Raw genomic sequence first — 12,651 nt, 5'->3', positions numbered from 1 at the left:
CCCCCAAAACCTTATGCCTTGATGTCCGTGTCCGGCAGCCAGCTGCCGGGTATCACGCGCGAATGTCCGCGGAACTCGGCGATCACGCTGTCGCCGGCGGTGACGCGGACGTCGTAGATTCCCGAACGGCCGCTGCGCGAGATCTCGCGCGCGGTCGCCACCAGGCGGTCGCCGAGCTTGCCCGGCCGGATGAACGTGATGTTGCCCTGTGCCGCCACCGCGCGTTCGTTATGGCTGTTGCAGGCAAAGGCGAAGGCTGAATCCGCAAGCGTGAAGATGTAGCCGCCGTGGCAGATACGCTGGCCGTTGACCATGTGCGGTTGCACGGTCATCGCCATCACAGCCTGCCCCGGCTTGATCTCGACGAGCTCCATGCCGAGGCCCTTGCTGGCGTCGTCTTCCTTCCACATCGCATCCGCGCAGGCGCGGGCGACATCTTCTGATGATAGTGTGGCCTTCACGTTCACATCGAACTCCCTGTGCGCGGGCCCGTTGCGACGGGCCTCTTGGTGTCACATCAGTGTTGGGCGCGACGCGAGAGGCGTCAACGCTACTTCCGTCATTCCCCGGTGCGCAATTGCGCACCTGAGGGCATCGCGAAGCGATGAGCCCGGAATCCATAACCACCATCGTGAGTATGGATTCCGGGCCTGCGCCTTACGGCGCATCCCGGAATGACGAGTCAAACGTGGTCGTAGTCGACCACGACCTTCTCGGAGCACGGCTTGGCCTGGCAGGTCAGGACAAACCCCGCCTTCAGCTCCCACGGCTCCAGCGAATAATTCAGATCCATCGGCGCCTCGCCTTCGACCAGCTTGGCGCGGCAGGTCGAGCACATGCCGCCCTTGCAGGCGAAGGGCAGGTCCATGCCGGCGCGCAGCGCGGCGTCGAGGATCGACTCGCCGTCGGCCACCGGCACTTCGCGGCGTTTGCCGTCGATGATCAGCCCGGCGATCGCCTTCGGCGGCGCGCCGGCCGCAACGACGACTTTCGGACGCGGCTTGCCGCCGAATTCCGAGACGAAGCGTTCGACATGGATGCGCTCGTCGGCAATGCCGATCTCGCGGCAGGTCGCTTCGATGGTCTCGCTCATCGCGGCCGGGCCGCAGACGAAGACGTGATCGACGGTTGCGGCCGGCACCAGCGAGCGCAGCAGCACCCGCACCTTTTCGCCGTCGAGCCGGCCGTGCAGGATCGGGATATCCTGCTCCTCGCCGGAAATGACGTGGAACACCGAGAGCCGCTGCATGAAGCGGTCCTTCAGCTCCTCCAGCGCCTCGCGGAACATGACGCCTTCGGTCGAGCGGTTGCCGTAGAACAGGAAGAAGCGGCTGTCCGGCTCGCGCGCAAGCACGCCCTTGATGATCGAGAGGATCGGCGTGATGCCGCTGCCGGCGGCGAAGCCGACATAGGTGCGCGCCTCGCCGGGCGCATGCGCGACGCCGAATCGGCCGGTCGGTGTCATCACATCGAGCTCATCGCCGGTTTTCAGCTCGTCGGCGGCCCAGTTCGAGAATGCGCCGCCATCGACCTTCTTCACCGCGATGCGCAGCTCACCGTCGTCGGGACCGGAGCAGATCGAATAGGAACGGCGGACTTCCTCGCCGTCCATCGTGGTGCGCAGGGTCAGGTATTGGCCGGGCGTGAAGCGGTAGTCGCCTTGCAGATCGTCGGGGATCGCGAAGGTCATCGAGATCGCGTCCGACGCCTCGCGGCGCAGATCGCTGACGGACAGACGGTGGAAGCGCGGTGTCGACATGGTCAATGACACTTGAAGTAGTCGAAGGGTTCACGGCAGCTCTTGCAACGCCACAACGCCTTGCAGGAGGTCGAGCCGAATTCGGACAGGAGCTCGGTCTCGACCGAATTGCATTGCGGACACGTCACCTGCTGCTCACCGAACAGCGCGCGGCGCGAGGAGCCGGGCTGCGGCGGCGCGATGCCGTATTCCCTCAACTTGCGGCGGCCGTCCTCGCTCATCCAGTCGGTGGTCCAGGCCGGCGACAGCACGGTGCGGACCTTCGGCTTGTGAATGCCCTCGCGCTCCAGCGCGAGCTCGATCTCGAGCGCGATCATGTTCATCGCGGGACAGCCGGAATAGGTCGGCGTGATCGCGACCTCGACACGACCGTCGTGGACCGCGACGTCGCGCAGCACACCGAGATCGGCGATGGTCAGCACCGGGATTTCGGGATCGACCACCTGCGCAGCCGCGCTCCAGGCGCGCCGGCGCAGATCGGCATCGCTGAGCGCAAGGGTTACCATGTCGCCCCCGGAAAGGTCCGCTGCATCGATTGCAGCTCGCTGAGGAGATGGCCGAGATGCTCGCTATGGCTGCCGATGCGGCCGCCCTGCTGCATCCAGTCGCTCTTCGGCAACGCCAGCGTCGCCTCGTTGACGATGCCGGTGACGGTCTTCAGCCAGCGCGACTTCAGCGCCGCCGAATCGATTGCGATGCCGGCGTCGATCAGGCCGCGCTCGCCGTCGTCGACCGCGAACATCTCGCCGGTATAGGCCCAGAGGTCGTCGATCGCATTCTGCGCGCGGCGATGGCTCTCCTCGGTGCCGTCGCCGAGGCGGACGATCCATTCCGACGAATGCCTGACATGATAGGCACTCTCCTTCTCCGACTTCGCCGCGATCGCGGCAAACGTCGGATCGGAGGATGCCATCATCGCGCGCCAGTAGAGATCGGCGAACGCCGCATAGAAGAACTGCCGCACCATGGTGCGGGCAAAGTCGCCGTTCGGCTGCTCGACCAGCAGCAGATTGCGATACTGCCGGACGTCGCGCAGATAGGCGAACTTGTCTTCGTCGTTGCCGCGGCCTTCGACCTTGGCCGCGTAGGTATAGAGCTCGCGGGCCTGGCCGAGCAGGTCGAGCCCCATATTGGCGAGCGCCATGTCCTCTTCCATCGCGGGCGCATGGCCGCACCATTCGGACAGGCGATGGCCGAGGATCAGCGCATCGTCGGCGCGGCGCAGCGCGTAGAGCACCAGCGGCGTTTCGGAGACTTCGATATTGGCAACTGCCATGTTTCTATTCCCACCTGCATCCACTTGCTCAACCTCATCCTGAGGAGCGCGGAACGCGCGTCTCGAAGGATGGGCCGCGGTCACTGCACGGGCCTCATGGTTCGAGACGCGCTGCGCGCTCCTCACCATGAGGGGAGAGTGAAATTCACATATGCCCGACTTCGTCAGGAACGTCGTAGAAGGTCGGATGACGGTAGATCTTGGATTCTGCCGGCTCGAACATCATGCCCTTCTCGGACGGGTCGGACGCGGTGATCGCATTCGAGGGCACCACCCAGATCGACAGCCCCTCGCCGCGGCGGGTGTAGATGTCGCGCGCGGCCTGCAGCGCGAGCGTCGAGTCCGCTGCGTGCAGCGAGCCGACGTGCTTGTGCGCAAGCCCGTTGCGGCTGCGGATGAAGACTTCCCAGAGCGGAACGTTCGGCGTAGTCATCTCCGGCTCCCTTATTCTGCGGCTTGCGCGAGCTGGCGGCTCTTGCGCTTCTCGGCATAGGCCGCGGCCGCATCGCGCACCCAGGCGCCTTCCTCATGCGCCTTGCGGCGCGCGGCGAGACGATCGCGGTTGCAGGGGCCGTTGCCGGCCAGCACCTGCTTGAACTCGTCCCAGTCGATCGGGCTGTGCACCCAATTGCCGTTCTCGTTCTGCTTCATGCCGGGATCGGGGATCGTCAGCCCGAGGAACTCGGCCTGCGGCACGGTGGCGTCGATGAATTTCTGGCGCAGCTCGTCGTTGGAGAAGCGCTTGATCTTCCACTTGGTCGAGGTGTCGCTGTGCTGGCTGACCTGGTCCGGCGGGCCGAACATCATCAAGACCGGCCACCACCAGCGATCGAGCGCGTTCTGCGCCATCGCCTTCTGCGCCGCGGTGCCGCGACACAGCGTCACCATGATCTCGAAACCCTGGCGCTGGTGGAACGATTCCTCCTTGCAGACGCGGATCATCGCGCGGGCATAGGGGCCGTAGGAGCAGCGGCACAGCGGGATCTGGTTCATGATCGCCGCACCGTCGACCAGCCAGCCGATCGTGCCGATGTCGGCCCAGGTCAGGGTCGGATAATTGAAGATTGAGGAATACTTCGCCTTGCCCGAGAGCATCGCGTCGACCAGCTCCTCGCGCGAGGTGCCGAGCGTCTCGGCGGCGGCGTAGAGATAGAGCCCGTGGCCGCATTCGTCCTGCACCTTGGCGAGCAGCGCGGCCTTGCGGCGCAGCGACGGCGCGCGGGTAATCCAGTTGCCCTCGGGGAGCATGCCGACGATTTCGGAATGGGCGTGCTGGGAGATCTGCCGGGTCAGCGTCTTGCGATAGGCCGCAGGCATCCAGTCGTTCGGCTCGATGCGCTCATCGGCGTCGATGCGGGCCTGGAACTGACTGGCACGGGCAACATCCTCGACGCCGCGATCGTCGCCGTCGGATGAATTGAGCGCCTGCGTATACATGGCCGACCTCCCGGTATGTTGTTGGGCGGAATATATAACACAATTTTCATAACGCAAGATATTTCTGTAATATGTTCAGATGCCCTCGAAACGCCGCGCCACCGCCCCGTCGGGCTTCGGCAGCGGCCCGTCCTCGTTGGTTGCGTGATCGTCAAGCCATTGTTCCGACGGCGAAAGCAGCCCGCGATAGATCTCGCCGCAGAGCTTTCGCGCAGCCCTGCCCGGCCAATCGTTCGGCAGCAGGGGCGCCGGCAGCAGCGGATCGCGCAGCACGACCCGGCGGTAGTGGTGGATCAAGAGAATGCGCGCGGTGAAGGCGTCGGCATCGCTCAGCGTCTCGCCGCGGACGATTGAGCCGTGCAGCGGCTCGAAGGTCTTCATGAACTTCAGATAGGCATCCGCGGTGCGATCGAGCGGCCAGCTCTCGCTGAGCAGCCGGCGCCCGCTGTCGTCTTCCGCCGACACTTCGAGACGGATCGCGCGCGCCGCCTCGTCGGGGATCGGTGCCCCCGACGGCGCGACCCACACCCCGGGCAACGGGCTGCCGAAGCCTGCATTCTTCAGCGCCTCGCGCGCGGCGTCGCGGTCCTCGGCATTGCCGATCAACAGCAGCTCGAAGCGACCGGTCCAGTCCGACGGCGGCGGATCGTAGATGTGCCGCGTTGCAGTATCGAAGGTCTGCCGGCCCCTGGCGTTCAGTCGATAGAAGCTGTTGCGGCCGACCTTGCTGCGCTCGAGCCAGCCGTCGGCGGCGAGCCGCGACATCGCGGTGCGCACCACGTTGCCGTCGATGTCGAGCGACTTGAAGAATTCCAGCAGCGTGCCGAGCCACACCGAGCCGCCGCGCGGCACGATGGAATCGCCGAACACGGTGATGATGATCGAGCCGGTGCGTGACGGCTCGCGCTTCAGCTGGTCGACGATGCGGGCAAGCGGCTGTGGCATGCCTCAACGCATAGCGCGTTTTGTCGATTCACGACAATGCGGGGGCGCGGTGTCTCTGCTCCCTCGCCCCGCTCTTGCGGGGAGAGGGTTGGGGTGAGGGGCTGCCCCGCGTTCACGGTGAGAGACGACTCGCGGAGGGTCCCCCTCACCCGGATCGCATTGCGCTTCGCTTCATGCGATCCGGCCTCTCCCCGCAAGCGGGGCGAGGCAAGCAAGTTAGCGGTTCGGATCCGGATAGACGTAGCTGCGCCAGCCGCTGCGATCGAACGGCGCCCACTCGCCTTCCTTCTGCGCGAGGCGATCGGCGACGGCGTAGACCACGGCCGGATGATGACCCATGCCGCAATGGCTGCTCTCGACCTCGATGCTGTCGGTCATCGACGAGGCCTGCTCGCGGCAGCCCTGCCAGGCGCAGACGCCGTCGGTGCGGCTGAAGATCGCGGTGGTCGGCACCGGCGGCGCACTGGCGAGCGAGCCGCCGAAACGCGAATCCTCTTCGTCGGCGCGGCGACCGCTGGCCATCTCGTAGATGCGCCAGGCATTGGTCGATTTCGGGCCTGCGGCAAACGGGCTGCCGAGCGTGATCACCTGGCGCACGCGCTCCGGCATCATCTTGGCGAGCTGCCGCGCATAAAGGCCGCCGAGGCTCCAGCCGATCAGCGAGACCTTGCGGCCGCTGGTGTCATTCATCTCCTGCAGCAGGTCGACCATCCCGTCCTGCACGCCGGAGCGCAGCCCGAGGTTGCGGCCCTGGCGCCAGCCGCTGACGGCGTAGCCCTTGCTCTTGAGGAAGTCGCGCAGCGGCCGCGTCGACATGTCGGAGGCGATCAGTCCGGGCAGCACCAGCACCGGATGCCCGTCGCCGCGCGGCGCCAGGCTCAGCAGCGGCAATGCACCAAGGAAAGCACCGAGCTCGTGGATGGCGCGGCCTTCCAGAAACATCAGCGTCCTAGACGGCGGGCGTAGCGTCTGCGCAGCAACCGACATTTCAGCTCCTCTTCACGGCCCCTGACGTCGCGGCGGCCGGCAATGGGATCATCGGGAATGGGTCAACAGGATTGACGCAAACCCGGCGGAATCGTTCCGCAACGCAACAATCTGTCTTGAAAAGCTAGGGAACTGATCACTTTCGTGCAAGCGGGCCAGATCACACTTGCCACAACTATTGTGACCTCCGTGCCCAATCGGTCACAGCCACCGCAGCGCGTATTCCAGCGTGTAAAGCGCAAGCCCGGCAAGTCCGCCGATCAGCGAGCCGTTGAAGCGGATGTATTGCAGGTCCTTGCCGACATTGACCTCGATCAGCGAGATCAATTGCTCCATGTCCCAGCTCTTCATCTGGTCGGCGATGAAGCTCGAGACGCCGCTCTTCTGCTCGGCAACGACCGTGCGCAGGATCGCGACCAGGCCCTGGTTGATTTCGGCGCGCAGCTCGGCGTCGCCGTCGAGCGCGTCGCCGGCCTCGACGAACATTCGTGCCAGCTGATGCTGCAGCACCTGCGACTCGCCCGAGGCGCTGCGCTCGATGAAATCCTTGACGTTGGCCCAGATGGTGCGCCCGAGATTGGCGAGCTCCGGCCGCGCCATCAGATCGCGCTTGAGCCCGTCGATGCGATCGGCGAAGGCCTTGTCGCTGCCGAGCCGGTCGACAAAGGACAAGAGCATACGGTCGAACTCGCCGCGGAACGGATGCTGCGGATCGCTGCGCACCTCCTCGAAGAACTTCGTGGCCGACGCGATGATCCGGTTCACCACGAACTTGTCGGCGCGATAGAGCCTTAAGAGCGTCGGCATCTCCGCGCGGACCTTGTCGCGGATCACGGCCATGGTCTCCTGCTGCGTCAGCGTCTGGTGCAGCACGCGCAGGATGTCGTCGAGCAGGCCGCCATGCTTGCCCTCCTGCACGAAGCCGCGCAGCGCACCGGCGGCAAGCGGCGCGAGGTCGATCGAGAGCACCTGCGTGGTGATGCGGCGGCTGATGAACTGCATCAAGCCCGAGCTCTCGGTCGCAGCAAATGCTTCGGGCAGCATCCGCAGCACGAAGCGGGCGAGATCCTCGGAACGCTTGCGGTCGCGCAGCCAGTCGGCGATGAACGAGCCGAAATCGATCTCGCGCAGCTTGGCCTCGACCGGCCCGGATTCCAGAAAATTGTTCTCGATGAATTCGCCGAGCTTCTCGGCGATGCGCTCCTGATTGCTCTGGATGATCGCGGTGTGCGGAATCGGCAGCCCGAGCGGCCGCTTGAACAGCGCGACGACGGCATACCAGTCGGCGAGCCCGCCGATGGTCGCGGCCTCGGCGAAGGCTGCGATGAAGCCGAACACCGGATGCACCGGCAGCAGCGCCTTCGCTGCGATGAAGATGATCAGGGTTGCCGCCAGCACGCCGGTCGCCAGCCACTTCACACGGCGCAATTCGGCCGCGCGTTCGGTGTCGACAGGCGTTGCGATGAGGGCGGCGGGAAGGGTCATGGGGACCTTCGACTTAACGACGATCCTCATCCTGAGGAGCGCGAAGCGCGTCTCGAAGGACGAGGCCCGTATGGTGGCCTCATGGTTCGAGACGGCGCAAGAGCGCCTCCTCACCATGAGGAGATGTATAGGAACGCGCCCAAAAAAGAAGGCCCGCAAAATGGCGGGCCTTCGAAAAGGGCAGTCGGTCAATGCAAGCGCGATCAGGCGGTCTTGCCGTAGACCTTGGCGAAGTTGTCCTGCGCGGTCTTCGCACCGTCGGTGACGAGCTTGCCGAGATACTCGGTGGTGGCCTTCGCCCGCGAGACGAACAGTTCGCCACGCGCACGGACCAGGTCCGACTGGATCTGGGCAGCTTCGCTCAGCGACTTGGCGGACGCGAGCTTGTCGATGCCGGCGAAGAACGCCTCGGCGTCCTGGTAGAGCGCCTGCTGGATGTTGCGGCTGATCTTGGCGGCCTCGGTCACCGAACCGGCAACGGCGGTCTCGATCACGTTGGTCACCTTCTCGGAGCCGGCATAGGCGTCGGCAGCGCGGGTCTTGGCGGCCTCGGCCTGCTTCTTCACGAACTCACGGGCAGCTTCCGGAACTTCCAGGTTCTGGAGCTTGGTGAACGCCTCGGTGACGGGCGCGAAAGCTTCCTTGACGCTGTTCAGCACGGAATTGGTTTCGGTGGTCATTGGGGTCTCTCCATCCTCAGGTTTGAGCTATGGGCTCACCCCGTCCGGATTGGCCCGGGGCAACGGTGTTATGACACACCCTATGGTGCGTCGCAATATCCATGTTGCAGCGCGATATCACGAGCCTGTGAATGGCACGAATATCCGGCAGATTGCCTACGGAACCGGCGATGAACGGTTTCTAATTACCACCCACCGCGTCGGACACCCCGTACGCCTCCATTTGCGCCCGGACCTGCGCCACGTTGTGCCCGAGTACGACGATATCGTGGGTCTTGCCCTCGACGTCGCGGACATGGTCGCGCAACAGGGCCTCCGCCTTGAAGCCGAGGCTTTCGAACAGCGCGATCGCCGCCCGCTGATCGACAGTCATCTGCACCGAGAACTTCTCCAGCCCGGCACCAAGGGCAATCGCGAACGTCTCCTGCGACAGCGCCCGGCCGACGCCCTGCCCGCGTACGTCGAGCGACACCACCATCCGGATCTCGCCGACATGCGGCGACCAGGAGTGCGGATCGCGCACCAGCGTGCCGCAGCCGACCACCTGGCCGTCCTTGATCGCGAGCAGGCTCGTGATGTCGCCGCGCTCGATCTCGTTGATCCAGGCCGACAGCACCTTCGGCTGGCTGATGTTGCGCGGCAGGAACAAGAGATCATGCGTCGGCAGCTTTTGCGCGAAGGCCAGCACCGCGGCCTCGTCGGTTCGCTTCATCAGCCGAAACTCGATGTCGCCGGCCTCGGTCTTGACGTGGCGCGGATAGGAACGTTGCTCGGTCATGTCGATCTCTCTCAAGTCGACCCTTCTTAGGTCGATCTTTTGCCCAACCAGGAATCCAGTTTCGGCCACAGCCGCTTGATTGCATTGGCGCCGGCGACCAGCGAGACGTGACCGCCTTTCAGCATCACCTCCTCCTTGTCATCAGAGCCGATCTTGGTGATCAGATGTTTTGCCGCGTCATACGGCACGATGTGGTCGTGCTCGGCGACCGCGTGCAGGATCGGCACCTTGATGTCGGCAAGTTTTGCTGCGCGACCGCCGACGGTCATGGTGTCGTTGTAGAGCTTGTTGTCCCACATCAGGTCCTTGGTGATGGCGCGGAAATATTCGCCGGCGAGCGGCAGCGTGTCGGTCGCCCAGCGATCGAACATCCGGTATGACTTCACGAACTCGTCGTTCCAGATGTTGTCCCAGAGCTGGATCTGGCCGACGACGCGCGCGGCCGGCCGCAACATGTCGAACGATTGCAGGATCAGTTCGGGCGGCATGTTGCCGGTGCTGTCGATCAGGCGATCGACATCGAAATAGCGGCGGTCGGCGAAGTTCGAGAACAGCTTCATCTCGCGGAAATCGATCGGCGTGGTGAAGCAGATCAGGTTCTTCATCGGCCCGTCGTTGAAGATCGAGCCGTAGAGCAGCGACAACACGCCGCCGAAGCAATAGCCAATCACCGAGACGTCCTTTTCGCCGGAGTCCTGCTGCACGCGGCGGACCGACTCCGGAATGAAGTCGAGGACGTAATCCTCCATGCGGAGCGACTTCTCCTCGGGCTTCGGCGCGGTCCAGTCCAGCATGTAGACGTCGAAGCCGCGCTTGAGCAGGAATTCGATGAAGCTCTGGCCGGGCACCAGATCGAGGATGTAGCCGCGATTGGTGGTCGCCATCACGATCAGCACCGGCACGCGATAGACTTCATCCGCCTGCGGCCGGTAGTGATAGAGGTTCATGGTGCCGCGCGAATACAGCACGTCCTTCGGTGTCTCGCCGAGCGTGGGCCCGGAGCTGGAGAAGTACTCGACGCCCTTGATGCTGCGCTGGATCGCGCGCTGCACCTCGGACTGTACTCGCTCGGAAATCGAGGCGAAATCAAACGGGGTGGGAGCATTCATTTGCTGCCTCCCTCCGCCGGCGGCTGCTTGGTGCGCGGCGGCCGCGGCGTTGCGCCGTGGCCGCCATCCGGCGCCAGCGAATTGTGGTGCACCTGCTGCAGCAGCGTCTTGATCTCGTTGAGCTGGTTCTCCATCGACTGCAGGCGCTCGGCCATGCCGACGAGTTGGGCGCGGCTCGGCAGGTTCATCGCAAGAAGATATTTCTCCATCAACTCGCCGAGCTGCTTCTGCGCGCCGGCCGCGACGCCGCCCGCCTGGTTCATCACCTTGGAAAATTCCGGCGAGGTCATGAGCTGGTTGCCGAAGGAGTTGAACCCCTTCTCCATCTCGCCAATCATCGTCTGCCAGATCACGGCAGGATCGTTGCCCTTGTCGGCCATGCGGCGCTCCTCCTCACCGATTCCGAGCGCTTGCCGCGCTTCGACTTGTTCGTGCCATACGACACTGTTGTCGCTGATCGGTCAACAGCATGCCACGACCCGCGGCGTCGAAGCCCTTCTGCGCTGCGACAATCCGTGGCATAGAGGTTCCTGACCGCGCCACAAGCAGGGGATGCCAGTGACCACGCTCGCCCATCAGCCGCCGCAGACCGCCCGCGCCAATGGCATCGACATCTGCTACGAGGTTTTTGGCGATGCGAATGCCGAGCCGCTGCTGCTGATCATGGGCCTCGGCGCCCAGATGATCCATTGGGACGACGAGTTCTGCCGCCAACTCGCCGCGCGCGGTTTTCGCGTGATCCGATTCGACAACAGGGATATCGGCAAGTCCTCCCGGATGAGCGGCGGCAAGCGTCTCTCCGCGCTCGAACTGATCAAGCTGCGCTTCCTGAAGATCCCGGTCGCCGCGCCCTACAAGCTTGCCGACATGGCGCGGGACACGATCGGGCTGATGGACACGCTTGGCATCCGCACCGCGCATCTGGTCGGGGCCTCGATGGGCGGCATGATCGCGCAGGAGATCGCGATCACCTTCCCCGAGCGCGTCCGCTCGCTGACCTCGATCATGTCGACCACGGGCAATCCAAAGATCCCGGGGCCGACGCGCGAGGCGACCGCGGTGCTGATGGCGCCGCCGCCGAAGAGCAAGGAGGAGTATTTCATCCGCTTCGGGCAGACCTGGAAGGTGTTGCGCAACGGCTCATTCCCGGAGGATGAGGCGCTCGATCCCGAACGCGCGCGGCGCACCTATGAGCGCGGCCTCAATCCGGAGGGTGTCGGCCGCCAGCTGCGCGCCATCCTCGCCTCCGGCAGCCGCAAGGAGCGCCTGCGCAGCGTCAAGGCGCCGACGCTGGTGATCCACGGCACGATCGATCCGCTGGTGCATCCCGAAGGCGGCAAGGACACCGCGGCCTCGATCCCGGGCGCGAAGCTCCTGATGGTCGAAGGCATGGGCCACGCATTGCCGATCCCGATGTGGCCAGAGATCATCGACGCCATCGACAAGCACGCGCATGGCGCGGCGGCGAAGGCGGCGTGAGGCTAGAGCGTTTTCGAGCGAAGTGGATACCGGTTCGCGTCAAGAAAACGCGTCAAAGCCAGAATCGAGAGCCCCGTCCCGGTTCAATCGGAACGGGGTTCCGGTATCTCCCGGTGACCATGTGAGCCGGGGGTGCGTTCTTCCGGACGCTGCATCGAGGCTGTAGAGAGCGCGATGCACCGCGCGGGTCGCGCGCCATCAGCCCCGGGAGTCCCCAGATGAAGACCCTTCTCCGGCCACGGACAGCCGTCGTCGCCCTCCTCCTCGCGCTCGCATCCTCATCCGCGATGGCTGCCACGAGCGAAGCCCAGCAGGAGGCCAACCGCAAGGCGGTGCTGGCCTTCTACGACAAGGGGCTGAACCAGAAGGACGCCGACGCGGCGCTCGCCTATGTCGGCAACCGCTATGTGCAGCACAATCCCGGCGCGGCCGACGGCCCCGAAGGATTCCGCAAGTTCATCGGCTTCCTGCGCGAGAAGTTTCCGAACTCGCACAGCGAGATCAAGCGCTCCTTCGTCGACGGCGATTACGTGATCCTGCATGTCCACGCCGTGCGCGAGCCCGGCACCCGCGGTAACGCGATCGTCGACATCTTCAAGCTCGAGGACGGCAAGATCGTCGAGCATTGGGACGTGGTGCAGCCCATCCCGGAAAATCCGGCGAACAACAACACGATGTTCTGAGCGCGAAGGCCGGGGCCAAGGGGCGCCCCGGCT

General features: G+C 64.8%; 15 protein-coding genes. 2 read left to right on the top strand and 13 right to left on the bottom strand.

Features of this window, described 5'->3' with window-relative positions:
- Nucleotides 1-11 precede the first annotated feature (11 nt).
- The 13 genes from paaI to ACVILL_RS25855 form a co-directional block, all read right to left on the bottom strand.
- Nucleotides 12-467, bottom strand: coding sequence for a hydroxyphenylacetyl-CoA thioesterase PaaI (gene paaI / locus ACVILL_RS25915; RefSeq protein WP_456731624.1), 456 nt, complete (start codon nucleotides 465-467; stop codon nucleotides 12-14).
- Nucleotides 468-682: 215 nt separating this feature from the next.
- Complete coding sequence (paaE, locus tag ACVILL_RS25910; protein ID WP_456731623.1) at nucleotides 683-1,759, bottom strand: 1,2-phenylacetyl-CoA epoxidase subunit PaaE; 1,077 nt, start codon at nucleotides 1,757-1,759, stop codon at nucleotides 683-685.
- A 2-nt stretch (nucleotides 1,760-1,761) separates the two neighbouring features.
- Nucleotides 1,762-2,265, bottom strand: a complete 504-nt coding sequence (gene paaD, locus ACVILL_RS25905; RefSeq protein ID WP_456731622.1) for a 1,2-phenylacetyl-CoA epoxidase subunit PaaD — start codon at nucleotides 2,263-2,265, stop codon at nucleotides 1,762-1,764.
- Nucleotides 2,259-3,035: a 1,2-phenylacetyl-CoA epoxidase subunit PaaC gene (gene paaC / locus ACVILL_RS25900; RefSeq protein WP_456731621.1), complete on the bottom strand. Its 777-nt coding sequence runs from the start codon at nucleotides 3,033-3,035 to the stop codon at nucleotides 2,259-2,261. Before paaC ends, paaD begins: the two co-directional genes overlap by 7 nt.
- 145 nt (nucleotides 3,036-3,180) lie before the next feature.
- Nucleotides 3,181-3,468: a 1,2-phenylacetyl-CoA epoxidase subunit PaaB gene (paaB, locus tag ACVILL_RS25895; RefSeq protein WP_456731620.1), complete on the bottom strand. Its 288-nt coding sequence runs from the start codon at nucleotides 3,466-3,468 to the stop codon at nucleotides 3,181-3,183.
- Nucleotides 3,469-3,479: 11 nt separating this feature from the next.
- Nucleotides 3,480-4,472 (bottom strand): 1,2-phenylacetyl-CoA epoxidase subunit PaaA, encoded by a 993-nt coding sequence (gene paaA / locus ACVILL_RS25890; protein WP_456731619.1) that lies wholly within the window; start codon nucleotides 4,470-4,472, stop codon nucleotides 3,480-3,482.
- Nucleotides 4,473-4,547: 75 nt separating this feature from the next.
- Entirely contained in the window at nucleotides 4,548-5,417 is an 870-nt protein-coding gene (gene paaX / locus ACVILL_RS25885; RefSeq protein ID WP_456731618.1) for a phenylacetic acid degradation operon negative regulatory protein PaaX, read from the bottom strand.
- A 216-nt stretch (nucleotides 5,418-5,633) separates the two neighbouring features.
- Entirely contained in the window at nucleotides 5,634-6,404 is a 771-nt protein-coding gene (locus ACVILL_RS25880) for an esterase/lipase family protein (RefSeq protein WP_456731617.1), read from the bottom strand.
- A gap of 201 nt (nucleotides 6,405-6,605) precedes the next feature.
- The gene (locus tag ACVILL_RS25875) at nucleotides 6,606-7,889 is read right to left on the bottom strand and encodes a DUF445 domain-containing protein (RefSeq protein WP_456731616.1); all 1,284 of its coding nucleotides are present in this window, start codon (nucleotides 7,887-7,889) and stop codon (nucleotides 6,606-6,608) included.
- Nucleotides 7,890-8,092: 203 nt separating this feature from the next.
- Nucleotides 8,093-8,569 (bottom strand): phasin, encoded by a 477-nt coding sequence (locus tag ACVILL_RS25870; RefSeq protein WP_456731615.1) that lies wholly within the window; start codon nucleotides 8,567-8,569, stop codon nucleotides 8,093-8,095.
- Nucleotides 8,570-8,750: 181 nt separating this feature from the next.
- Complete coding sequence (locus ACVILL_RS25865) at nucleotides 8,751-9,347, bottom strand: N-acetyltransferase family protein (RefSeq protein WP_456731614.1); 597 nt, start codon at nucleotides 9,345-9,347, stop codon at nucleotides 8,751-8,753.
- 26 nt (nucleotides 9,348-9,373) lie between these two features.
- A complete protein-coding gene (locus tag ACVILL_RS25860) occupies nucleotides 9,374-10,456 on the bottom strand; it encodes a PHA/PHB synthase family protein (protein WP_456731613.1) in 1,083 nt (360 codons plus the stop codon).
- On the bottom strand, nucleotides 10,453-10,836 hold the full coding sequence (locus tag ACVILL_RS25855) for a hypothetical protein (RefSeq protein ID WP_456731612.1): 384 nt from the start codon (nucleotides 10,834-10,836) through the stop codon (nucleotides 10,453-10,455). Before ACVILL_RS25855 ends, ACVILL_RS25860 begins: the two co-directional genes overlap by 4 nt.
- A 172-nt stretch (nucleotides 10,837-11,008) precedes the next feature.
- Between ACVILL_RS25855 and ACVILL_RS25850 the strand changes: the two genes are divergently transcribed.
- Complete coding sequence (locus ACVILL_RS25850; RefSeq protein WP_456731611.1) at nucleotides 11,009-11,935, top strand: alpha/beta fold hydrolase; 927 nt, start codon at nucleotides 11,009-11,011, stop codon at nucleotides 11,933-11,935.
- A 287-nt stretch (nucleotides 11,936-12,222) separates the two neighbouring features.
- Entirely contained in the window at nucleotides 12,223-12,618 is a 396-nt protein-coding gene (locus tag ACVILL_RS25845; protein WP_456734365.1) for a nuclear transport factor 2 family protein, read from the top strand.
- The last annotated feature ends 33 nt before the right edge of the window (nucleotides 12,619-12,651 follow it).

The sequence above is a fragment of the Bradyrhizobium sp. USDA 3364 genome (genome assembly GCF_054056355.1).
The sequence above is the reverse complement of the archived record's forward strand: the minus strand, read 5'-3'. Positions and strand labels throughout refer to the sequence as shown.